Here is a 23,517-nt window from a genome sequence, read left to right on the forward strand (position 1 = left end):
GCTGTTTATTTAAATACGCTTTGTGCTTTTTTTAGTGTCTTTTCCAAATCGATGCCTTCACCTAATATGCCTTTGAACAAATCGCCGGTTTCTTTCAGCCGGTCCAGCGCGTTATGAATATTGAAATGCTGAATGGTCAAACCAGGCTTCACTTCGTCCCAGCTGAGTGGCATCGAAACCGTAGCGCCGGGCTTCGGTCGAAGTGAGTAGGGACCGGCAATGGTGGCACCCGGACGGTTCTGCAAAAAATCCAGGTACATCTTACCATTGCGGGCAGCGATGCTTCGCTCCAGACTGGTATAATCCGGGATTTGTTTGTGCACCAGCTTGACAATGATATTGGCGAACAACTGGCTTTGCTGGTAAGTGTATTTGGCTTCCAGCGGGATATAGATGTGCATCCCCGTCGAGCCGGAGGTTTTGGGATAGCTCGGCACATCAATGGCATCCAAAATATCTTTAGTGATGCGCGCCGCTTCGACGACTTGATCGTAGGTATGTTTATCCGGGTCAAGGTCAATCACGCAATAGTCCGGGTTATCAGGCGTTTCAGCCCTGCTGAACCAGGGGTTGATTTCGATGCAGCCCAGAGAATTCATCCAAAGCAGGCTCGCTTCGTCCGTACCTACCAGATATTTAGTTACTTTGCCTTCATCGGTCACATGGTCAAAAGTTTTCGCCCAATCCGGCGCTTTGTCCGTTACATTCTTTTGGTAAAAGCTTTGACCGTGGATTCCACCCGGAAAGCGGTTGAGCGACATCGGGCGATCCTTCAGGTAGGGGATCATATATTCGCCAACCTTATAATAATAATTGAGCATATCGCCCTTGGTCACTTTATCTTCTGGCCAATACAATTTTGTAACATGATTGAATTTCAAGTCGTGTCCACAAACTTTTTTGGTCTGGGTATCTTCGGTCGGATTCAATAAAGTTTTTCGTTCCGTACTTTTTATGGGTTCCAGCTTCGGCTCGGCTTTTTTGCTTTTGCTGGTTGGCTTTTTTGCCGGTTCGGGGGCGCTGTCTGCTTCTGCCACCGTTTGTTCCGTATCGGCGGGTGTTTCCAAAACGACATCCTTGGCTTTTTTGTCGCTGCGCATTCCCTTAAAAGAGGCCTGACGGAAAACGCCATCACTTGTCACTTCGGCAAAGCCAACCTCACAAACCAGTTCCGGTTTGAGCCAGGTGGGTTTAGCGCCCATGCGTTTCGGGCGGAAGCGGGTCGGCTTGTCAACGTCCACTTCATAGTCGAATGGGCTCGTTTTACTAATTAGCGGCTCGAATTGCGCCATCATTTCTTTTTGGAGTTTATCTGAAAAACCGGTACCGACCTTGCCGACAAATTGCAAGTCACCTTTCGCATCATACACGCCCAAGACCAGTGCACTGAAGGATTTGCCGGTGCCTTCATTCTTGGTGAAGCCGGCGATGACCACTTCCTGCCTTCTTTGTACTTTGACCTTCAGCCATTCCTTGCTGCGCAGGTCAGATGTATAAACGCTGTCCGCTTTTTTCGCAATGATTCCTTCCAGCCCCATGCGTTCCGCTGCGGCGAAAAAATCGATACCGTTTGCGTCAAAAACTTTACTTTGACGAATATGCTCATTATCGGTCGGCAAAATATTTTGCAGGATGGCCTGGCGTTCACTGAGCGGCAGGCCCATCAGATTCTTGCCTTCGTACCACAAAATGTCGAAAATGTAGAACACCAGGTTACCGTCCGCTTCGCTGCGCCAGTTCTGCATTGCACCGAAGTCGGAAATGCCTTTGTCGTTCAATACTAATAGTTCACCATCCAATACCGCATTCATGCCCCACTTTTTCAATGCATCGTTGATGGGATAATATTTTTCGAACGGGAGATTATTGCGTGAAATCAGCGAGACTTCATCCTTTTGAATATTAGCTATAGCGCGGTAGCCATCCCATTTGACTTCGAACAGCCAGCCCGGTTCGTCAAAAGGTTCATCTACCAATGTTGCTTTCATCGGTTTGATGTTAGCCGGTATTTTTGATTTGGGTGCGGATTTTAGGATTTTTGCTATATCGGCGTTTGTCGTTTCGGGTTCTGTTGTTTCAACTTCATCCGCGAGTTCCTCTTCCTGTTTTATATCTTCTTCCTGCCCATGCTGCCATACTTTCTCGCTGGTTTTTTCCATCGTTTCAATGGTCTTCCCGGATAAAACCGATCTGTCTTTTTTGGTGATATCTTCGCTCGTGGCAAACTCATCTTTATGTTTGATCATGAGCCAGCCATTCTCGCCCATGCCACGCGTTTTCACCAGGGCAAATTCACCGTTCAGCTTTTCGCCATGCAGTTTGATCTTCAGTTGGCCGGAAGCCAGTTGTTTTAACAAGTGTTTTTCCTGGGCCTTCTTGCCTTTGATCGGTTCGATGGGTTCATAGGTGCCTTCATCCCAAACGATGACCGTGCCGCCGCCATATTCGCCTTTGGGGATGATGCCCTCAAAGTTCAAATAATCGAAAGGGTGGTCTTCGACTATCATCGCCAGGTGCTTCACTTTCGGATCAAGACTTGGGCCCTTTGGTACCGCCCAACTTTTCAATACGCCGTCCATTTCCAATCTGAAATCGTAATGCAGGCGGGAGGCGTCATGCTTTTGCACGACGAAGATTAAATGATCTTTGTCTTTACTTTTTCCGGCTTTGGGTTCGGCGGTCTTTTTAAAATCCCGCTTTTTGGCGTATTCGGTTAAGCCCATAGTTGTATTTTTTTAAATAGACAAAAAAGCCCCGTTACCGGGGCGGCTTCTGCATGATGCGGACTATCGGCTAAGATTTTTTTGCGGTTAATTTCTTCTCCACTGCGCTGCGCTGGTTACTGCCTGCGGACTTCTTAGCAGCTTCGACTTTTTTAGGCGTAGTACCTTCTTTCTTTGCCTCGTACTTCAACTCGTGCGGCTGTTCCGATACGGAATGGCGCTCAACTTTGGTTCCTCTTGTGCTCATAGGTATATGTATTTGTTTTTCTTAAAAGTTAACAAAATTTATACCAACACATTTTTAATACACACAAATTGGTTTGATTCACCGGCCTTAAGTGTTACCTCACTGAAGCCCCAACTTGATCAACGCAAAAACGGAATAGTTCAGCATATCCTGAAAGTTAGCGGCGATGCCTTCAGAAGCCAGCGTCAGCCCCTTATTGTCTTCGATTTGCTTCACCCGTAGCAACTTCATCAGGATCAGATCCGTTAATGAACTCACGCGCATATCGCGCCAGGCCTCACCATAGTCATGGTTTTTGGCAAACATCAATACTTTGGTTTCCCGTGCTTTGTCATCATACCATTGGCTAACTTTATCTTCTGAAAGTTCCATAGGCGTAGCACTGTCCGACTCCAGTTGCATCATGGCAATGATGCAATAGTTAATAATACCGATGTACTCCCCGGTAACGTCTTCATCAACCCTGGCTACTTTTTTGTCTTCCAATGTGCGGATGCGCTGCGCTTTGATAAATACCTGATCGGTGATGGACTCCGGTCGCAGTATGCGCCAGGCGGTGCCGTAATCATGAGTTTTCTTTAAGAAAAGCGTTTTACAAATAGCCATTACGGCATCGTATTCAGCGGAGGTATTGTTCAAAATCCTGATATATAAAAAAATACAGGATAAAACTAAGTTAAATTTACAGTCCCGCCAATCGATGTTGAAAGATAGCTGCTATACATGCCGGATACCAGCATGAAAACAAACGAGGTTTTTTCGGCTTCGTAATATCACTCAATAATCCAAGGTCACTAAAAGGCTACGGTCTTACGTTTTTTATTTAACTTAGTTGTTTGTAGGCCTTTACCGACTATCCAATATGCTATTATTCATTCAATTTTCCTTTTTTACATTGCTTATAGCAATTTTGCTTCTTGTACCTTTAGTGCTATACATTCTTAGGGAAAATCGTAGGGAGGTCTCCACTGAACCCATCCAACCTGTTGACAACCCATCCAGCTTTGACGATCTGGCTCCTGTTGACGATGCTGAGCAATCCGAACCCTATCTCAAAAGTCTTCGTTGGGCATTGGGTAATGGAAACGTACGCAACATTGCACTGACCGGGCCCTATGGTTCTGGCAAGAGCAGTCTGTTGGCTACATTCAAGAAGAATTACCCTAATGATTTTGAGTACCTGAATATTTCCCTGGCTTCGTTTACCGATGGTAATCCGGACGTCATCAAAAAAAATGATACAGCCGTTGTTATTCCTCCGGTGGTCGTTGAGGGAACTGACACAAAGCAATCGGAACAACAAGAGCGCCATAAAAATGAGGCCCAGCAATTGATCGAACTGAGCGTTTTGCAACAAATATTCTACAAGGTAGATCAGGCTGATATCCCGGATTCGCGCTTTAAACGCATTAGTTTGGTGAGAAAGGAAGACCTGAATTATTTTGTTGTAGGCGTTTTTGCTTTTGTAACGGGCATCCTTTCACTCGTCTTCCCTGCGCAGTTAAAAAAACTAAGTGTCTTAAATGATTTCTATGTTGAACACCCGGATGCCTGGTTTATCCTAACAATCGGACTGCTTATACCCGGACTGATCTGGTTAACGAAAAATGTGTTCCGCTTTTTTAGGAGCAGTGGATTGAAAAAGCTAAATATCAGCAGCGGGGAAATTGAAATCGACCCCAAAAGCGAGGGTTCGATTTTAAACAAATATCTGGACGAGCTCGTCTATTTTTTTAGTGCCACCAAATTTAATGTCGTGCTGATCGAGGATATGGACCGCTTTAATGATCCTGAGATTTTCACGAAGCTGCGGGAGCTTAACACCCTTTTAAATAACTCCAGCCAAATTCAACGCCGCATTGTTTTTGTTTATGCTATTAAGGATAACCTGTTCGTAGATGAGCGTACGCGTACAAAATTCTTTGACTTTATTGTTCCGGTAATTCCCATAATCAACTGGTCTAATTCCTTGCAAAAACTGAAAGATAAACTGGATGCTGCCGGTTTTGAGATCGAACCGCGGTTTATCACGTCGATCACTCTCTACATTGACGATATGCGGGTATTAAAAAATATTTTCAATGAATTATTGCTTTATAATCAAACGCTGGAGGTACCTAGAGAAAGGCAAACGAAACTGTTAGCGATGATCGCCTATAAGAACATGTATCCAAATGATTTTGCCGATCTCCACGAAGAACGCGGTATGGTCTTCGACACGTTCAAAAAAGCTCAAACTGAACGGGAAGAAATTGTAAAAAACTTAGATACGGAAATTGCAGCAAAAGTGAAGCAAATTACCGATGCAAAGGGTTTATTGCCCTATAATATTAAGGAATTGAGGGCTGCCTACATTCAGGCGATTGTCGATAAACTGAGTTCATTCAGTTACTTTTATATCAACAGCGAACGTCAAAGCTTTAGCGATGTACAGGAAGATGAATATTTTGATATACTCAAGACCGGGAAAAACATTCGCTTTGTCGGCACAAATACCGGTAACAGTTTGGGCAATTACAAATTTGAAGATATCGAGAAAAAGGTTGCGCCCGGTGTAACTTACGATGATCGCGAAGCGGCAGTTCAAAATAAAAATGCGGCGGCTATCTCCAAACTGGAAAAGGAGTTGGCGCACTTGAAAGCAAACCGCACTGCGGTTGCGGCATATTCGGTAACAGAGGTGATCCGTCAAAGGCTCGATCAGTTTCCAGACCTTTCCGAAAAGAAAACAGAGAACCGGCTGCTTCGGTATTTGCTATCTGAAGGTTATGTCGATCTTTCCTACCCGTATCTCATTTCCTACTTTTATCCTGGTGCCATCGGGCGGGCCGACCTTAAATTTCTTACGTATGTCAATGATCGCGTCGCGCTGCCATTTGAGTATGTATTGGAAAAACCGGCCGGCTTGGTGGAAATGCTGGCAGATTATGACTTCGAAAAAGATGCTATTTTGAACATATCGCTTTTGGACGAACTCTTGTCGCGCCGGGCCGATCTAAGCAATATTGGCGATAAGGTGATAGCACAATTGAACACCGAAAAAGACCGGGCAGTAAAATTTGTCGCCGCCTACGTCGAAAAAGGTGCCCATATTGCGACCTTCATTAAGCTGCTTTGTAAGCAATGGCCGGGCATTTTTAATTACTTCCTTTTTAAAGAAGATGAAGCCTTGATCGCGCAATACCTGACACTGATCCTGACTCACGCAGAGCTGGAAGACCTGGAATTGCTCAATACCGAAAGGCATTTAGAGGATTATCTTGACGACCATTTTGATGAAATTGCCATTGCTGTTTCGGGTTTAGGTTTGCCGCGAATTGGAGGTATCCTGGAAAAGTTACAAACCCGCTTTGTTAAGCTGAACCCCAATTTACCGGATCAAACCCTTTTTGACCTGGCGTATGTTGGTGATCATTATGTGATCGCATTTGATAACATCAAATCCATAATTGAAAAGAAGAATACCAAAGCAATCAATCTAAACGAATTAACGAAAGCGAACTATTCGACCCTGGTAGCTGCCGATACGGAACAACTTTACAACTATATCGATCAGGATAAAGACATTTATGTAAAGAATGTATTATTGAAGCTGGGCGACAATCTTTCAGATGCGGAAAAGGATGTTGTTGACCTCCTGAATGATGAAGATATTGATTTGGAGAACAAAAAAAAGCTGATTGGAAAGGAAACTGCTGTTATCGCTGATTTCGATGACGTTGACAATGCCGACCTTTACCCGGCCTTATTGGCGCACAGCCGCATCAGTCCCACCTGGCAAAACATATTGCGTTACTTTAACGATTCGATAGATGAATCTTTATTAAAATTCCTGAACTCGAAAAAGAATGCGGAATCTCTCGGCGAAACCAATCTGGAACCTGATAGCACCTACGAAAAAAAACAAACCGATGCGCTTGAACTCGCACTGATCCGGGAAAACCGCCTTACGACTGACGCCTATAAAGCGATCATCAAAGCCTTTACAGTAGCGTATCAGGACCTGGATACGACGCCACTCGATGCAGATAAAATAGAAGACCTTATCTATGATGGTTTGCTTGACCTGAGCACCGTCAATTATAACCGGGTAAAAGCGAAGAACTCTCCATTGCATGTTGATCTTTTGATGGAAAATTTGGATGCTTATCTCGATGATCTCGAAGAATATGATGTCGATAATAATGATCGGTTGCTGATGTTAAAGGACGGCAACCTTACACGGGAAAATCAGCTTAAACTGATCGCAACTTTTACACCGGAAATTATCCGGAGTAGCGCCGGCCTGGCAACGCGCTTCATTGAAATTTTACTGGCCTCCGGCAAACTCGGTTTGGACGAAGAAAAATTAAAGGCCCTTGTTGCTACCGCGACTGGCGAATACGGCAAAGTGGTTCTTCTTAACCATCATATTAGCGCCTTAGATACTTCCGTCATACGCGAATTGCTAAATAGCATCGGTGGCGAATATAAACGCCTAAATGCCGGTAAGCGTCCGCAATTCCCCGCGGATGACTTGCATAAAAGACTGGCGCCGGTATTATATGATAAGGGAATAATTTCCAGCTTTAAACCGATTGACGACGAACATGCGATAAAAATGGTAGGCCGCGCCATGTAATTAGGCTTGAGCATCCGCCTGGTCGCGATATAGTTTAGGGTTGTTCGCGGCCTGTTGTCAAATGCTCAAAAATAAATTCCCTAACATGGTCCGCTGATTTGAAATTTTGCTCGTACACGGCTATCAGCCACGGAATATAATCCTGATCAACACAGCAAACATATTCCTTCGCCTGGAGCACTACGAGCATATCGATGTAGAATTTGATATTGGGTGCAAATATTTCACGCATGCCCTTGATACGAAAGAAAACCTTATTGGGTGCCAGCGGAAAGACGATGTCATCAAGGAACGGGTCAGGTTTTTCGGGGTGGCGCAGAATCACCGGGTTATCGCTGCAAATGGCAGGAAATGGATTAGGTAAGGTGACAACCCTGCACGGCCAGGTGCACTCCAGCATATTCCAGTAGTTCGTCGCCGCCACGACGTTTCGCAGTCTTTTGAAATAAAAAGGATCGGCTTTCACCGCTGCTGCATGTAGCTTCGGATCGATTTGTCTCATCGTCCGTCTGTCGATCACGGCCACGCCTAATTGGTTCAGTTGCTCAAGATTGGTAGCCGAGCTAAGCAATTCCCGCTGGGCAGGCACCCGCCAAAACAATTCTCCTGCAAAGTAATTTAGCCAGACAGCATCATCGTTGGTTAAACCGAACCCTTGATCGACTGCTTTAATCTTGTCCAAAATCCGGGCGGCACGGCTTTCATTGCCCGAATAGATCCCTTCAAGATAATCATCAGCCCAGCCTTCTGCGGGAGCAAAATTGTCATCTTCTAAAAAGAAATGGCTGGCCGGTGAGAACCATTTGCCGCCACCCTTGAAATGACGCTTCACTACTGAGTAGATCAGAAATTTTCCGCCTTCATTGGTAAAGCCCTTCAGGTAGAATTGCGGCAAGTAATGATGCTTGGCCATGGCGGAATCGATTTAATGGCCTTTGATCAGGTAGCCGATGATCAGACCTATGACAACGGCGACGACGACGGCGAGCCAGTTTACAATGCTTTGTCGATTCAGTTCAGCGATGCGCTGCTCAAATAGGGCCTGCTTTTCCTGTTGCAGCAAGTTTAAGCCACTGATCTTTTCCTCGTATACCTTTTGCATATCGGCGGAACTTTGCTTTTTAAGTTCCTCAAGGTTTTTGACCTGCTCTTTCATGTTGTCGATCTCTTTCTGGTATCCGGCGGATAATTGTTTGGTGACCGACTCCACCAGTTGCACACGTGAATGCTGCGCTTCTTCAATGGTCTGGTTATAGGTGTCATTCAGGAACTGACCGAACTCGGACGGCGTAATAAACGCCTTGTCTGCAACTTTTTGTAGCAGCGTTACATCATCTTTATGGCCAATAGCCGTAATGAATAGTGGCTTTAGCTTTATTGCCTGTTCAGCGATGCTTATCTTGTTGAATATTTCCAGGTTTTCACCACCGCCTCGCGATACGACAATAATATCGGTGCCCCTCTGATCTAATTGCTGGATCGTATTGATGATTTCCGTTTCAGAACTGAGGTTAATGCGATGAAAATCTAATTGATAAAAGGCAATGGATTCCCGCAGTTGGTGTTTGATATCATTATCGATAATAGCGGTTTTTCCGATGATAACGCCGATCTTAAACGGATGTTCCAGCAGGATCTGTTCCTTGATCCAGCCCTGCACGTCGCGGAATCCGGTTGCTGCTTTCGCCTGCTGCAACTCAATGCGCTTGAGTTCCTCTTCTGAATATTTGTTTTGTGTTTCGCCAACTAACTCGGTGACTGTTAGCTGGATCTCGATGCGGCTGGCGTTGTTCACCACCCTTCGGGTGATATAACCATTGATCGTTACGGTTTTGTTGTGTTGCAACTCATTCCTAATCAGGGCAGGTACCACCAGCGTGATCTGCGCATCCGTTGATTCATCCCGCAGGCTATCATAGTAGCTGCCATTATAGAAAGCACCTTTACCCATTACGAAGATACCCCGCAACTGGATGATCCGCTGTGTTTGTTTCAGCGAGATCGAATTGTTGAAAATATTTAGTACCGCTGCCGGTGAATAGATAATGGCTTCCTGGTTTTCCATGGACTGTAAAAATACCAAAAATATCGCTGGGCTGTTTTGAGATTTGACGGAAGCTGCCCGATGCTATCGGGCACCGCGCTTTCCACTGTATCTTTTCTTTCCGAAAAGGATGCCGTTCCAATCGCTGCTTCGGCCATGCCTGCCGGTCAGGTTCACTACCGTTCACCAAACCTGCAGCCCGCGCGCAAGACCCGCCCCGGCATATTGCTGCCACACAGCCAAACCTGCCCGTACCGCTGCGCCATACCAGCAGGTTTTCGCGCCGCCAGGCTGGAACTTGCCGTTGCCGTTCATGTACGGTCGGCTTTTGCTTCGATCAAATCATTCGGAAATGAATAAAACTCCTACGCCAAGTGTGATATACCAATGCGCATAGATATTACAGAGACGGGTAATTGAGCATTATATCCTAAAATATTAGGTTTTTTATCGATTTATTTTAATAAAATTGTAAATACCTTAACACCGATTAGACTCAATGATACCAGAAGAACATATTCCTGAAGAAACTGGTAATCACATTACTCTTGAATTGGGTATAAGCCAAGAAGGCAATATTAAAGTCCATTCCCAAATTATTAATGATTTAAGTTCTGGAATATACAGCTCACCAGCCAGCTGCGTTAAAGAATTAATCAACAATTCATACGATGCGGATGCCACCCTTGTTACCATCAGGCTTAAACCCATCGAGGATACCATAACAATTATTGATAATGGCAGTGGGATGAACGCACTGGATTTTGATAATAATTTTGCCTGGATCAGTAAATCAAACAAGCGAAATGATGGCGAGTTATCAAAAAAGCTAAACAGACCATTGATTGGTAAAATCGGTATAGGGTTTATCGCTGTTAATGAATTGTGCGAAGAACTTGAAATCACGTCGTCGAAAGCAGGCGAAGCCATACGATTTACCGCCAATATTAACTTCAAAAATTACTACGATCAAGACGTTTCGACTTCAGATGGAATCATTAAGGCTGCTTATACCTTAGTTAATGATGAAGAGGATGCAGAAGAACATTATACTATTATACGGCTACTTGGCCTACGGGATTCTGTAAAGGTCATTTTAGACGACCGTCAATACCTGGCGGAATTGAATCGATCAAAGAACAAAAATTTTGATCTTTCGCATTTCAAGAGCATGAAACATTTGCTTGACTATCATGTGGCGAAGCGTTTAAAATCATTTAGTGAAGATAACGCCTATTTACAATTTGTGATTGATCTCGCCTCTTATATCCCGGTGGAATACATAGACGGCGGGCCTTGTGAAGGGAAAAATGATCAACTCATTGATAACTTAATTGAACTTCACAAGTCGCTGCATTTTAAGGTTGACCTTGATGGGATGTACCTTAAAAAGCCTATATACCATTATTATAAACAACTCTCCGCCGTGGAATCGTTTGAAGATTCCATAACCGTTGGAGAGAATATCATAAAGTTCAAGGGTTATTTTTATGTTCAGCACGGGTTGCTTACTCCCCGCGAACTTAACGGCGTTGCAATAAGGGTTAGGAATATACCTATTGCAGAACAATACGGTTTTGATCCGACGTTTATGCGTTATCCGAATTATATGGATCAGCTATTTAGGAATTGGGTATCCGGTGAAATATACGTGGAAAAAGGGCTCGAAGACGCCATGAATATTGACCGTAAATCATTCCGGGTTACTCATGCGCATTATCTCGCCTTGCAGGATTTTGTACACCGTTTCCTAAAAACTACCGTTTTTAAGATTGCCAACCAAAACATCTATGAAGTTGCAAGGGATGTCCGCGAGGAAGCAACAACAAAAGCCACAAATGAAAGTCAAAAGAAAATTTTGAATACTGATCTGGTGAAGTATGTTCCAAAACAACAGCCTAAAAAAGACGAGAAAAAGGTAACACCCCGAGAAGTAAGCCCTATTCGAATTGTGGAAAATACGGCAACGCGAACCACGGTCGAAGTTGACGAAACCGCTGCCAAACAGTTTAAGAAAAAGGATTGGGAAGTGTTGGAAAATGTATTCTTGATTTTTGAAACTGCTTACAACGAGTGTAATGGCGATCCCGAATTGCTCAAAAAACTATTTTATGAAAAAATTAATTCCTGGAAAGACATTAAATAATACATGGCTAAAGTTTACCTGCACAATTCTGGACATAAAGAATTCATTCGTGACAAATGGGTGGAATTTGCCGCGCTAATGGCAGATAATGAAAATGGTCTAAGCGTTATTACCCTGCCTGCTGAGGAAATGCATGACCTGCATTTATTTGTTGAGAATGGATTGATTGAATGGGAGGTTAGTGAAACCGGCACGTATTATATAAAAAAAGGAAAAATTGTCTGTTTTGAAACAGTGCCGAAATTTTTCAGGACTATAAGGAACAACCTGACCAACGCAACGGTTGAACAAACCGAAATAGGTGCTTACCTCCGCCAGAACTATCATGCGATTATGGGCGGTAGTACAAAAGTATTCCCGGTCGATGCTATCAATCTTGATTATGATGGCAACCTGTCCAAAAATAAGGTGCCCATAGCGGAAGTTGTAAATTTGGTATTCGAATATCAAGCTAAACATGCAAAAAGCTTTTCACTTTTTTTAACATGGCCGCAAACAGAAAATGAGGATGAGGAAGGGTATAAAAACTTACTAAAGCAAACAATCACGGAAAATCTGGGTGATCCTCGGGCTGTCCCATTTAAAGAGATATACGAAGCGGGCCACCCTGCTGTTGATGATCTTCATTATGATAAACTTTCCATAATCGGGATTTCAAAAGTTATTATACAAAAGGCCTCCAGACACAAATTCAATCTCCATAAAAACGAGTTTTACATTTATGGCGAAGAGGGTCGGAGACAAATGTATTCCATCCTGCTAAACTTTGATTTTCAGGCGGAAACAGCGGAACATGCCGTGTACACTGCATGTGTTGCTAAAAGCCTGGATGAAATAAATGATTTACGGCAAGCTGATGCCGCAGTTGCTGAGGAAGCTTAACGCTTTGCGACTTGATAATATGTAACACAATGAGAATTAACTAATGCCGGAAGAACTATATAAAATTCATCATCTCGACGCCAGACAAATTAATACCCTGCTACCCACTCCAATTGTGGATGTCACGGTAACATCACCCCCGTATTTCGACCTGAAGGACTATGGCTATGATGAACAAATAGGATTTGGACAAACTTACGAGGCTTACCTAACTGACCTTTTTACTGTATTCAGCAATGTATATACCTGCACCAAAGACACCGGAACCCTATGGGTCATCATTGATGTATTCAGAAAAGAAGGTGAGACCATTACCTTGCCATTTGATTTTGCAAATAAAATAAAGGAGATCGGCTGGAAGCTGCAGGAAATTATCATTTGGGGAAAGGACAAGACGGTGCCATGGGCGCACAAGGGACAAATGCGAAACTCATTCGAATACATTTTAATGTTTTCAAAAACCCAAAACTATAATTTCTATCTTGATAGGGTTCGTGACTATGAGGCATTAAAAAAATGGTGGGTAAAATATCCGGAAAGATATAATCCAAGAGGAAAGACACCGGAAGCTATCTGGCATTTTGACATACCGGTTCAAGGGTCATGGGGAAAAGGATATATTAGGCACTTTTGTCCACTACCTGAAGAAATGATCGCCCAAATTTTAAAATTAACTACAGTTGAGGGTGATGTCGTGCTAGATCCTTTTTCGGGTACCGGGGCAGTATTATCTAAAGCCGATAATATGAAAAGGAAATTTATCGGCACTGAATTGAATCCTGAATATATTCAAATGTTTGAAAATTATTTGGAAAAAACAGGAATAGAAAAAAGGAACGAGTACGAATTAGGAGAAAGCAATCTTCTGCCTCAAAATGAATTTGAACGGCTGATTTTAGAACTGCGTGCACTAAAATATGCCCGTTTATTCTATCAAAAATTGAGGGACTCAAAAATTGATGAAATTTCATTAATTTTTGTAGAATTGACTGATCAAGCCCCTCAAAAATCCCACTCGCTTGTTGTGGTACGCTATACAATTTTGTTTAAAAAGCCTGATAATAATGCCGATGTGTTAACCGCACTTGAAAAGATGATTAAGAAAGCCCCCCTTTCAAAGTTTGGTGTAGAACCTCAATTTGTATTCATCAATAGTCCAGCTGAATTTTCGGAACGCCTTATCGACAAAAATCTGAAAGTTTATACAAACAAAGTCACTCATGCCTTTAAGAAAGCGCTAAATATCAATGAAATAGGTGAGTTAGCGAATGGCGAAGTAATATTAAGTGAAATAATTGTAGATTTAAATGAGAAAGATTATGAGTAAGTAATAAAAATGGCAAAGACAGCTAAACCAAAACCTAAATCGAAATCTAAGAAGCGCCCTAAAAAACCAAAAATTGTTCTAACCGAGCAACAAAAAGCGCAGCGGCAGCAAGAGAAAGAAATTAGAGCCCTCATGGCTAATATGGGCTTCAAACGTGCGCCGAATATTGATGGTACTCATTTTACATATGATGGGCGATCATCTGAATTGGATGACTTATTTTATTATGATAATATAGTCTTGTTTGTTGAATATACGGTTGAAATAAAACCGGCTGGCCATTTAACTAATAAAAAACTTATTTACGATAAAATTTCCAGTGACCCCGGAGCTTTTGTTAAATTTCTTTTGGAACAGGAAAAGCTAAAAAACTTTTCTGATGCTTTTAAAGCTGACGTTTTATCGAAATTCACTATTAAACAGCTTCAAGTAAGAATATTATATGCTTCAAAGTACCAAATCCCAACGGAACATAAGAACTTGGTCAATAACATAAAGTACTTTGATTACCCAATAGTGAAATATTTTGAAAGCTTAGCGAAGGTTATCAAGAAAACAGCAAGACATGAATTTTTTGATTTTTTAGAAATTGACTTTGGCAAAATTGGTAACAATGTAAAGGGTACTGCTACTGGATCAGCGGATGATTTCTCAGGGCATATCCTTCCTGAAGAACATTCTTCATTTAAAGATGGCTATAAAATAGTTACCTTTTATATTGATGCTGAATCTCTTTTAAAAAGGTCTTATGTTCTGCGGCGAGAAGGCTGGCGAAATACAGAAAATGTCGGATTATATCAGCGTATGTTTGTCGGAACGAAAATGCGAGGCCTTCGAAAATATTTGCATGATGAAAAGCGTGTCTTTATAAATAATATTATAGTTACCATTCCGATAGATCATATTAAGCTTTTAGATGCGGATAGCAATGAACTGGTGATAGATGATAACGGAATTATTAAAAACTCTGAGGATACTAAGGTACAGCCTACCACCATCAAAATTTCAAACGTAAACAGCATTATAGGTATTATAGATGGTCAGCACAGGGCTTACGCCTATTATGAAGGCGACGATACCTACGAAGATTCGATATCTAAGCTCCGTGGCATTCAAAACTTACTGGTTACAGGTATTCTCTATCCAAGAAACGAAATTGAGGATAAACGCTTAAAATTCGAAGCCAAATTATTTTTAGAAATTAACGCAAATCAATCAGGCGCGGCTTCTGCCCTTAAGCAAGAGATAGAATACAACTTAGCTCCTTTTTCAACTACTTCTATAGCTAAATATGTCATTAATCAGTTGAATTTAGGTGGGCCATTGGGAACTTTGTTCGAACAGTATTCCTTCGAAAAGGATAAATTAAAAACAGCTTCTATTATAAGTTTTGGATTAAGGCCGTTGTTGAAGCTTGACGGAAATGACAGTATTTTTAAAATATGGCCAAACGCTGAAAAAAATAAATTGACAAGCAAAACTGCTGAGGACTTCTCTTTATTACAGGAATATAAGCAATTTAGTGTTGAGCAGGTTAGAAATATCTTAATAGCATTTAAGGACAATATTTCAAAAGCAAAATGGATTATGAATAGATCTGAACCTGAAGCAATCCTAAACGTGACAACTATAAATGGGATGATTAATTGCTTACGTATTCTCATCGAAAACAACCTGACCGGCGATGTCCCTTATTATCGGTCAAAATTGGCTAGTGTAGACAGTTTTGATTTCAAAAAATATAAATCAAGCCAGTACCGACAGATGGGCCAAGATTTATATAACATATACTTCAAATAACAGATCAAATGCTTTTCGCCGACATTTCAATTCCTAAATCGACCCGAGAGTATCATCCATGGATTAACATAGACACGCCTGTAACCCAAGAATCTCGGATAATATTAGGGAGTTTTCCCATTTGGTCACTGACTAAGCATGAAATGGATGTAAATGATCAACCTCATTTTGTGTCGAGTCGGATTAAAAAAACAGGCGAATTTCCTTTTTTTTACGGGAGTACGGTAAATCGTTTTTGGTCCTGGTATCGAACTTATTTAGACGGCAACATAGAATTATTGAACAAAGAAAGTATTCTATGCAGTTTGCGAAAAAATCAAATAGCAATTACCGACACAATTTTAAGTTGCGATCGCAAAGAAAAGTCAGCGTTAGATAAGTATCTTTCAAATCGAGTTTACAATCACAAGTTTTTTTCTTATCCCTCATGTGGAGAAGTTACAAAAATCCTTTGTACGTCTAAAGGGGTGATGAATGAGATGTTGCTTCACAAAACATTTTTTAAGTACCACGACAGGTTGCAATTAAATGAGCCGGCATCTAATCAGTTTCAGGATCAATTTATTAAAAACATCATAGGCGACCCACAATTGATTACCAAACCAATTTTTAGACAGATAGCTGTAAAAGATGGTGGCGTTATTCAGTGCTTGGCATTACCGTCACCAGGAAGCCCCTACAGAAGACTTATAGATTTTGGACTTCACGAAGCCGAGACAAACACGTATCTGGAGAACTATCTTAAAAATGCTTTTGCTTGGTTGCAAACCTAAAATCTAAAACGAAAAAATAACTACATTCGTCGATAACGTACTTCAATATATGGCGGAGCAATCCAGCATTTACAAGTCTCCGGCTTTGGTCTGCGACGCTCCTGGCTGAAAAGAAAATACCTTGCGCGGGCTTTCGTGTATAAACCAAAATAACACGAAGATCACCTGCTTTGCCAGTGATCTTCGTGTGCGGACATTTCGAAACAGTGCTTCTTATTAATCCCACCTTTAGTCGGTAACATTGACCTGTTGTTTCAATAAATACCCGTATCTTCAACCGATCTAAAAAAGAGCTGTTTGGACATCTATCATATTGTGGTTCGAATATTTCACCACTATGGTTTTGAATTCTGCCCCAGTTTGTTTAAAACGCGTAATTGATCGATGAAATTTTGGTCAAAACGCACAACGTGGGAGCTTAAGGAAACGCAAATATCACGCGTTTCCTTTTTTTATGCCCGTAACTTTTTGGCAATGAGAAAGTTAAATAGACAAGCAAAATGGTTCGAAATTTCGTGGCAAAAAATCCGTTTGGTTCGCAATGAGTTCAAAAACCGCATTTTTGGCATCTTCAATGCACTTTTTTGCGGTTCGATGTTGCGTTAAGGGTCTTAATAGTTTCCACAGACTTCAAATTGTAGTAGGCGGTTGCAATTTGATATAGAAAATCTAATATCACGCTCGCTTCATCTTCCGTAACTTCAACATTATTTCTAGCTAATACGGAGACGGCTTGTTTCAATGAAACTCTTTTCTCCCTATAATGGCTAATTCTATAGCTTACTTGGTTCATTGTTTGGACTGATTTTTCCTTTGGATATAATTTTAGATAGACCTTGATTTACAAGCAATGAAAAATCGCCAGTAGAAGGATTAACGTTAGCTGGAGGAATTAGATTTACTATATATTTTTTGTCAGCGACATCTAAACTGGCAAATCCACGAAATATCCGGGTAAGTGGCCTTCCAGCTAATCTTGATTGATCATCGATGTTTTTCAGTTTATTGATAACCGAATCTAATTCTATTTTTAGAGGTCCTACATTCAACTGGTATTCTTTTTTGATAGCTCTGTAATCCTCATATTTCAATTTATTCGCGACGAAAAGTTTTCTGGCTTTAGAAACAAATAGATCGTTTTCATCAATTTGCCTTAACAAAAATTTTCTTTCATTTAAATAGGCAGTCTTACGGGAATTGATATTTACATCTTCTAATACCATTGAAAATAGTTCAATAGCATTCTTGGTTAAAACTAGTTGTTGTAGTCGATCATTGTAGGTATCGTTGACTCCTTCAGCTTTATATCTTGTTTTGCAACTGCTTATTGAACAATGGTAATATGGATACTTTTTCGATCTACCAGCTGATAAGCTACCACAAAGCTTGCGTCCGCAGACAGGGCACGTCAAATATCTTTTGAGAAAAAACAAATCATTTAACTCATTGCGTTTACAAAGAAGTCTCCTTTTTGTATTGATTATATTTTGCACATCTTCAAATAATTTTTCTGGAATTAGCGGTTCGTGAACACCCTTTACAAGTAGCAGTTCTGAACTTTCAATTTTTAGCTTGACAAAGCCACAATAAACAGGGTTACGGATAAGTCTCCAAAAATTAGTGCGTGAACATTTTAGTCCTTTATTAAATGCCATTTTTCTTATATCCTCTACTCTGTGCGTATTTCTTGCAATCAGATGAAAAGCCCATTTAAGAATTTCAGCCTCCGGTTGTTGTGGAGCAATGTACTTTCTACCGTCCAACCCAGTTAAATTAATATATCCGAGAGGAGCCTTATTAGGGTATCTTCCCATCTGTTTTGCCCTTCGAATACCATTGGCAGTATTTAGGCCTCGGCGCTCATTTTCTGCTTCTGGGATAGATAAGTAAACAGCAAACATGACAACACTTTCGGGAACAGTAAGTCAATTGGTTGATCGATAGCAATTGCAGTAGTATTGTATTTTCGCAGTATGCCAAGCATTTCATACGCGTTTTGAATATTACGGCTAAACCGGTCCCATTTAATAAACAGTATATTGTTACAGGTACTAGATTTGTCCTTTTTAATAACGGCTAACAATTGTTCCCAAGCAGGCCTCCTAAACGTTTTGGCGGAATGATCTTCACTAAAAATGCCTTTAACTCTGATATCGTTATCCTCACAATATTTTAGTAGTCTATCTTCTTGTTCAGGTAGAGAATATCCTTTCTTTTTCTGTTCGTCTGTACTAACTCGAATATATAAATACGCCGTTTCCATTGGATTAACTAATTGATTATTATCAATTTAGTGAAAATTTGATAAATTCAAAAATATATTACCTAGTAACGACCTAATATCCATGCAATAGCAAAGAACAATGGCAACTAAATCTCTGAAACAACCTACAAGTTAATTGACAAATATTAGATGCGATTTTAAAAGTCACTACCGTAAGTATCTCAAATAATAAGGGTTTGTGATTATTTAGCAACCGGTGTTCTCGCTGAGAATAGTAGCTGTAACTTAGAAAACTCCTTTAATACATAATAAATAGTTATCCGTCATAAAGTAATCTTTATCAGTTATATCTCCATCCGGTTTTTAGCAAATTTAAATCAGTTTTAAATTTCATGCAAATGTCTAATTATCAATAATTTATCCAAATTTTTTTGCTCAAAATTTTGGCATTTTAAACCCATTTTTTCTACTTTTGTATTACCTGTGTATTACCTGAGGGAGCGAAAAAGTGCCATGGAAATTACGATCAAACCCGTCCTTTGGACATATAAAGAGATAAAAGAAAACAGCAAAATCAAGTTATTGGCCAGCACGAAGTAAGGGTTAGAATGACCCAAAACCGCAAGTACACCTATATGGGTACCGGCTTTAGTGCGGCCATCGAAGATTGGAATGAAGAAACGGACTACCCGCAATTTACTCATCCCAAATATAAAGAGCTATCCAAACGCATAGATAAGATCATTGAGGATATCAACTTCGAGATCAAGCTGGCCGAAAAAGCACAGCGTTTTGTTATGCCTGTTGAGATCAAAAACAATCTGACCAGCGCTTTAAAGATCAATCTGCCTGCTGATAAACCGAACAAAATCATCGCTTATATTAAGATGGTTGAGTGTGGTTACAAAGTGGTCGAAAATCCAGGTTACGCTGCCATCTTTTACAATTGCCGCCTAACCGTTCGTAAACTACTTAATGATAAGGATAAGATGTTCCTGACATTTACTAAAGCAGATCACGAGGCTTATGAAAACCAGTTTCTCGGTTTATCAGAGTCTACCAAAAGTAATTACCTGCGTACGTATTGTCGTATATGGAACCTTGCGATTGCAGATGGGCTAGTAACAAAAGACCACCATCCCAAGCAATATTTTAAGTTCAAAGTCTATAAACGGGTTAGAACCAAAAAACGTTCAATCAAAGCGGATTACTGGAAACGCATTTTAAAATTAAAACCGGCACCGGACACGCGCATTTATCGTTCTCACCTCATGGCGCAATTCATGTATTACGCTCGTGGCATGAATTTCAACGATATGATCAAGCTGAAATGGACCGATATTCAGAATAATGGTGTTGCATACAAAAGGTCAAAGAACAAACGCAGTTATGATTTCGAGCTGCATCCCAAAGCGCAGGCTGTATTGAACTTATTGCGAGAATATCCCGTTCAATCGGATAGCGGTCATGTTTTTCCTATCTTAATGAAAGAACATGATGATGTGTTTAAGATCGATGCACGTATTGATTCTGCATTAAAAGATTTTAACGAGGATTCTCAGGCGATGGCCGACGCTATTGGCTGGAAAAAACGTTTCACATCCAATTGCCTGCGTCACGGTTTCGCCAGTCATTTGAACGAAGCCCGTGTAGATATTCGCATCATCCAGGAATCATTAGGTCACGAAACCCAGTTACAGACACGTACCTATCTTGATGATATTGAGGACGGTCCCTTGTTCTCGGTAGTTCCGATTGCAATCCCAGCTCAAATACCTGGAGCTGGTGCGTTGAAAAAGAACTGTTCAGCCGCTCCAGCATTTCCGCCACCGAACAATTATAATAACGCAGTAAAAAATCAACAGGGTTACCGCCTATAGCCAGCCCGAAATCATACCACTCATTATCCACACGGTCAATGTGAAAACTTGCGGTGCGCTCATTACGCAACGGTGATAAATACCACCAGTCCGTGTCATTTTTCTTTCGCGCTGTCGGCTCGTGGCCCAGCTTTTCTAAAAGATAATTCAAGTCTAACTCCCGTACACGGGAGAGCGAAAAAACTTCATTCGTCATATCCATTACACAAATCCCTTTCACTATTGAAATCAAAAGTAACCCCCCAAAACCACATCCACCCATCCCGGCTAAATTTTGAACAGGAACGTTTCAAGGAAGCCACCTACCTTTGGCACATGGTTTAACCTTAAAATTTTACGAAATGGGAAAAGATGTGTTAGGAACGGTCTACGAAACCTTGTTGTGTAGTCCAGGGATGAATGAAGCCGTAAAAATTGATGCAAAGATTAGCCGGAAAACGATCTTGCTATTAAGCAGACTGATCGAGAACGGTGCAGGACAAGATGGAAATGTGCTGGGGCTGCTCGGCCTGATACCCGCTGAAGATCGCGAGGAATTAAAAAACTTTGGCGATGAGTGCCTGAAAAAAGCAGGGCTGAAAGAACTGAGCGAAAAAATAAAAACCCTCAAAAACTAAATGGTAAGGCCAGCATATAACTGGCCTTACTCTTTACCTATATTAATTTCGGGTAAGTTCAAGGGCAACAACTCAGTTAATGACCATTTGGGCTTACGTTTGAGCACGGCTTCATTTCTGCATCTACGTCGCAATACAAATGTCCAATAATACCACTGTTAAATGCGACCTGATCAAGAGCTGCTCTCCGCTGGGCCAGGTCTATGAAAAACTTTTGATGCCTCATGTCGCCTTGTTTCATTTGTTCAAACGATTTGCACAAAACATTCAGATCGTAAGTGTCAATCAATTTTTCCATTTCTAACGCGCAGGCGGCCATCGCTTCCTGATCCCTTAAAAAATGATTGATCTCATAACCCGTACGCAGACTATTAAATTGATTTTCTCGGTGCTGGAGCCGGTCATAATTTTCAGCAATTTTCCCGACATCCTCTAATAGCTTCAGCAAATGTTTACGGTCTTCCGCAGACACGGTTGCCATAAAGCCTTGCAGCTCTTTGACCCAATTGTTGAAAGCATTATAATGATAAATTTTTCGAAACTGCCATTCTATTTGCTCCATCATCAAGTTACTGATCGCTAAAAAATTCTGATGCTTGAATGCATAGGTACTTAGGTCCTTTAGCTGCCCCAAAAATTGCGTATCAAAATCGATCCATTCTGTTGTCAGTACATCCCGGTAAACATCTACCTTTCGGCCCAATGTATGCAAAGCATTTTTGGCTAATTCATGAAGCAACAAGGTGGCTTCCAGGTTCAAGACTTTTGCGTGTGCCACCACCGTTATTTCATGAAAATCGGGATGCTTGGCAATAATTTGCATCGCTTCATCATAAAATACTTTGATCCGTTGGCCGTGGTCGCGTCCTTCGCTTTCAAAAAACTGCTCGGTCAAATTCTCTAATTGTAAAAAAGTTCCTGAATGTTCGTTGGAAACCAATTTGGTTTTCTCTGCCGGAATAACTGCTCGTTTACCATCCCCAGCAAATATTTTGCATGCAGCAAGGTATAGGATAACATGTTGCTGTCTTAGGGATGCAGGCTGGCGGTAGTTCAAATTAATGCCGCCGTTTTTAAAGTCCCGGTGTTGCAGGTTATCCGCAAAAATGGTGGAATCAATTGGCTGCCGGTGCTCAGGTGGCTGGTGCTCCGGGTATGGTCGTCACCTTTATTGAATAAGCCATTCAGCTGGACGCCGACGGTGGTTTTTTCCGTGGCATAGAAGTCAATGTTCAGGCGCCCATTGTAGCTGTTACCCCTATACCGGCCGAACGACTGCTGTAAAAAGTCGGGCGCAACACCGGTAATGCTTTGGTCGAAATAGCGATTAAGGTCAACCGCATTGTAGCTATCATTATGGTTGTAACCCAAATTGAAAGCGACATTGAGTTTGTTTGCCGATAATTGAGGTTCAGGCCGTTATTACTCCGCCCATAAACACCTTGGACATAAGCCAGGTTGAGGTTGCCGTTGAAACCTTTCTCGGCGATCCTTTTGGTACGGATATTAATAATGCCGCCATTGCCCGCCGCTTCATATTTGGCAGGCGGCGTACTCATCAGTTCCAGGCGGTCGATATTCGAGGATGGCAAGGACCGTAAATAATTTGCCAGGTCATCGCCGGACAAGTAGGTGGGGCGGTCATCGATATAGATTTTGACGGCCTTTCCCTGCAAATTGATGACATTGTTTTCATTGACCTGTACGCCCGGCGATTTGGCTAAGACATCCATCACCGTACCGCCCGCATTGCTGAGCAAGGCGTCGACATTGACGACGGTCCGGTCCAGCAGGTGTTCGATCATGGGCCTGCTGCTGACAACCTTCACTTCCTTTAACCGGATGGTCGAAGCGGTAACCCATCAAAAAGTTACGATATCATCACTAATTGAAAAATGGCGACCTCAACTTTAAATAAAAGGACCACCGTAATTAATAAAGTTGATTAGCAGATCAAAATTCGTCTTAAAATTACCATTTTGTGTGGGTTAGTTGAAAAGACGCGATTTACTTTTGTTACATATTAGTAATAAATTATATAGTTAAAAGGCATTCTCTTCAAAAAGGTCTCGCTCGAGACATTAATTGGTAGGACCCTGATTTGGTTGATCAGGGTCTATTTTTTTATCGGCATACCACAATGGTTGAATATCAAATTTTGTCTGTCAATTATCAAAAAACGCAGTTTATAATAATAACATGATTTTATTTTTGATGGATAAACCTATTATAT

The 23,517-nt window shown here is 41.5% G+C and carries 18 protein-coding genes and 1 pseudogene; 9 read left to right on the forward strand and 10 right to left on the reverse strand.

Going from position 1 to position 23,517, the window contains the following annotated elements; genetic code table 11:
* Window positions 1–5: 5 nt before the first annotated feature.
* The 3 genes from ligD to FO440_RS09695 all read right to left on the reverse strand — a co-directional run bounded on the left by ligD (window position 6) and on the right by FO440_RS09695 (window position 3,612).
* Window positions 6–2,723, reverse strand: coding sequence for a DNA ligase D (ligD, locus tag FO440_RS09685; protein WP_144247989.1), 2,718 nt, complete (start codon window positions 2,721–2,723; stop codon window positions 6–8).
* 70 nt (window positions 2,724–2,793) lie between these two features.
* Entirely contained in the window at window positions 2,794–2,970 is a 177-nt protein-coding gene (locus tag FO440_RS09690; RefSeq protein WP_144247990.1) for a DUF3606 domain-containing protein, read from the reverse strand.
* 99 nt (window positions 2,971–3,069) lie between these two features.
* Complete coding sequence (locus tag FO440_RS09695) at window positions 3,070–3,612, reverse strand: DUF1599 domain-containing protein (protein ID WP_246104209.1); 543 nt, start codon at window positions 3,610–3,612, stop codon at window positions 3,070–3,072.
* Between the two features lie 190 nt (window positions 3,613–3,802).
* On the opposite strand from FO440_RS09695, the gene FO440_RS09700 reads away from it, so the two are divergent.
* The gene (locus FO440_RS09700; RefSeq protein ID WP_222103949.1) at window positions 3,803–7,591 is read left to right on the forward strand and encodes a YobI family P-loop NTPase; all 3,789 of its coding nucleotides are present in this window, start codon (window positions 3,803–3,805) and stop codon (window positions 7,589–7,591) included.
* A gap of 34 nt (window positions 7,592–7,625) precedes the next feature.
* Here the strand turns inward: FO440_RS09700 and FO440_RS09705 are convergent, their stop codons facing one another.
* Complete coding sequence (locus FO440_RS09705) at window positions 7,626–8,504, reverse strand: DUF4238 domain-containing protein (RefSeq protein WP_144247992.1); 879 nt, start codon at window positions 8,502–8,504, stop codon at window positions 7,626–7,628.
* A 12-nt stretch (window positions 8,505–8,516) separates the two neighbouring features.
* Window positions 8,517–9,656, reverse strand: coding sequence for an exodeoxyribonuclease VII large subunit (locus tag FO440_RS09710; protein ID WP_144247993.1), 1,140 nt, complete (start codon window positions 9,654–9,656; stop codon window positions 8,517–8,519).
* Window positions 9,657–9,716: 60 nt separating this feature from the next.
* Between FO440_RS09710 and FO440_RS09715 the strand changes: the two genes are divergently transcribed.
* The 6 genes from FO440_RS09715 (at window position 9,717) to FO440_RS09740 (ending at window position 16,563) form a co-directional block, all read left to right on the forward strand.
* Window positions 9,717–9,995 carry a hypothetical protein gene (locus FO440_RS09715; protein ID WP_144247994.1) on the forward strand — a complete coding sequence of 93 codons (279 nt, stop codon included), beginning with the start codon at window positions 9,717–9,719 and terminating at the stop codon, window positions 9,993–9,995.
* Between the two features lie 139 nt (window positions 9,996–10,134).
* Entirely contained in the window at window positions 10,135–11,781 is a 1,647-nt protein-coding gene (locus tag FO440_RS09720; RefSeq protein WP_144247995.1) for an ATP-binding protein, read from the forward strand.
* Window positions 11,782–11,784: 3 nt separating this feature from the next.
* Complete coding sequence (locus tag FO440_RS09725) at window positions 11,785–12,663, forward strand: hypothetical protein (RefSeq protein ID WP_144247996.1); 879 nt, start codon at window positions 11,785–11,787, stop codon at window positions 12,661–12,663.
* 43 nt (window positions 12,664–12,706) lie between these two features.
* Window positions 12,707–13,990, forward strand: coding sequence for a DNA-methyltransferase (locus FO440_RS09730; RefSeq protein WP_144247997.1), 1,284 nt, complete (start codon window positions 12,707–12,709; stop codon window positions 13,988–13,990).
* Window positions 13,991–13,999: 9 nt separating this feature from the next.
* Window positions 14,000–15,790, forward strand: a complete 1,791-nt coding sequence (locus tag FO440_RS09735; protein WP_144247998.1) for a DGQHR domain-containing protein — start codon at window positions 14,000–14,002, stop codon at window positions 15,788–15,790.
* Window positions 15,791–15,933: 143 nt separating this feature from the next.
* On the forward strand, window positions 15,934–16,563 hold the full coding sequence (locus FO440_RS09740; RefSeq protein WP_186292614.1) for a uracil-DNA glycosylase family protein: 630 nt from the start codon (window positions 15,934–15,936) through the stop codon (window positions 16,561–16,563).
* Between the two features lie 773 nt (window positions 16,564–17,336).
* Here the strand turns inward: FO440_RS09740 and FO440_RS09750 are convergent.
* Both FO440_RS09750 and FO440_RS24690 read right to left on the reverse strand, forming a co-directional pair.
* A complete protein-coding gene (locus tag FO440_RS09750) occupies window positions 17,337–18,464 on the reverse strand; it encodes a recombinase family protein (RefSeq protein WP_222103950.1) in 1,128 nt (375 codons plus the stop codon).
* Complete coding sequence (locus FO440_RS24690) at window positions 18,410–18,826, reverse strand: recombinase family protein (protein WP_222103951.1); 417 nt, start codon at window positions 18,824–18,826, stop codon at window positions 18,410–18,412. The genes FO440_RS09750 and FO440_RS24690 overlap by 55 nt, the downstream gene beginning before the upstream one ends.
* A gap of 533 nt (window positions 18,827–19,359) precedes the next feature.
* Here FO440_RS24690 and FO440_RS09755 point away from each other — a divergent pair.
* Window positions 19,360–20,493, forward strand: a pseudogene (locus FO440_RS09755) (tyrosine-type recombinase/integrase); the annotation flags it as partial.
* Here FO440_RS09755 and FO440_RS25100 read toward each other — a convergent pair.
* Window positions 20,450–20,929, reverse strand: coding sequence for a CHC2 zinc finger domain-containing protein (locus FO440_RS25100; RefSeq protein WP_144248002.1), 480 nt, complete (start codon window positions 20,927–20,929; stop codon window positions 20,450–20,452). The pseudogene FO440_RS09755 and the gene FO440_RS25100 sit on opposite strands and share 44 nt — an antisense overlap.
* A 79-nt stretch (window positions 20,930–21,008) precedes the next feature.
* On the opposite strand from FO440_RS25100, the gene FO440_RS09765 reads away from it, so the two are divergent.
* Window positions 21,009–21,284 carry a hypothetical protein gene (locus tag FO440_RS09765; protein WP_144248003.1) on the forward strand — a complete coding sequence of 92 codons (276 nt, stop codon included), beginning with the start codon at window positions 21,009–21,011 and terminating at the stop codon, window positions 21,282–21,284.
* Window positions 21,285–21,360: 76 nt separating this feature from the next.
* On the opposite strand, the gene FO440_RS09770 is transcribed toward FO440_RS09765, so the two are convergent.
* Both FO440_RS09770 and FO440_RS09775 read right to left on the reverse strand, forming a co-directional pair.
* Window positions 21,361–22,341 carry a hypothetical protein gene (locus FO440_RS09770; protein WP_144248004.1) on the reverse strand — a complete coding sequence of 327 codons (981 nt, stop codon included), beginning with the start codon at window positions 22,339–22,341 and terminating at the stop codon, window positions 21,361–21,363.
* Window positions 22,342–22,516: 175 nt separating this feature from the next.
* Entirely contained in the window at window positions 22,517–23,089 is a 573-nt protein-coding gene (locus tag FO440_RS09775; protein WP_144248005.1) for a TonB-dependent receptor plug domain-containing protein, read from the reverse strand.
* Between the last annotated feature and the right edge of the window lie 428 nt (window positions 23,090–23,517).

The organism is Mucilaginibacter corticis (assembly GCF_007558865.1).
GTDB classification, from domain to species: domain Bacteria; phylum Bacteroidota; class Bacteroidia; order Sphingobacteriales; family Sphingobacteriaceae; genus Mucilaginibacter; species Mucilaginibacter corticis.